This window comes from Johannesbaptistia floridana, assembly GCF_057440575.1.
In genome coordinates this window covers 1-1,006 of sequence record NZ_JALKVM010000400.1, presented here as the reverse complement: position 1 = coordinate 1,006, position 1,006 = coordinate 1, and the positions used below count along the sequence as shown (strand labels likewise).

At 56.3% G+C, this 1,006-nt stretch carries 1 protein-coding gene; it reads right to left on the bottom strand.

What is annotated here, in order from left to right; genetic code table 11:
• The coding region (locus tag MW688_RS22610; RefSeq protein ID WP_486738278.1) for a dockerin type I domain-containing protein at positions 1-1,006 on the bottom strand (1,006 nt) is incomplete at both ends.

The window sequence follows — 1,006 nt, the reverse complement described above, 5'->3', positions numbered from 1 at the left end:
TAGTCACCAGTCTCAACAGTGTAAGACACTACGCCAGTCGCCGCCAGCTCGGAAGACTTAACCGTGATGTGGTTGTAGCCTTTAGAGCCGTCGTGGCGGTACAGCTTCAGCACCTTGCCGGTTACGTCGCTGATAGTGACCGTCGCTTGTGCTGCCTCTGGCAGGTTGAAGCCGATCACCGTCTCGCCCTTGAATGGGTTCGGCTGGTTCTGGTACAGCTCAAAGCCTGCGCCTGCTACAGTACCGTTGCTGAACTCGATCGCTACGTCCTGGAAGCTGCCGTCTTTGCCGTAAGCTTCTGCTTTCGTAACTGCTGAGCTTACGCCCAGTACTTCGCTCAGCATCACGTCGCTGTTTGCGCGCAATACCAGGGTGAACAGCTCTGCATCAGATGCTTCGCCGTTCCAGCTTGTAGTGATCATGCCTTCGCCCAGGTAAGACAGGCCGAAGTTGTCTTCAGTCGCTACACCGCTTACGATGTCTACCAGCTCTACGCTGCTGCTCAGCGTCAGTGTCGCCTGGTAGCCCTCGATGCGTGCCAGCTCAGCAGCTGTGAAGCTTACGCGGTACTCGTTGCCCGCCTTCAGCTCCTGCTCGTCTGTCTGCAGCGCGAAAGCGCCTTCGTAGCTGCGCTCGTCAACTACTGCAAAGCTGTTCGCTTCCGCATCTCCGTTCACATCACCAATCTTCACCGCTACGAAGTCCGCATCTGTGATGCTGGTCGCAGGCAGGTCGTTGATGTTGATCACTTCTGGGAACTGCTCTGCCCATGGGTTAGATGGGTCTGGGAAGACGTAAGCTTCCTCTACAAAGCGCCAGCTTGTGTTGTTAGAGAACTCTGTATCGATAGACAGGATCAGCTTGCGCAGCTGGATCAGGTCCAGCGTCGTGATAGAGCCAGAGTTGTTAACGTCCGCTGCGATGCGCTGGTATGGCGTGCTCAGCGGGCCAACGCCCAGGATGTGCTTGCTGATCAGTACCAGGTCGAACGTAGACACACCGTTGA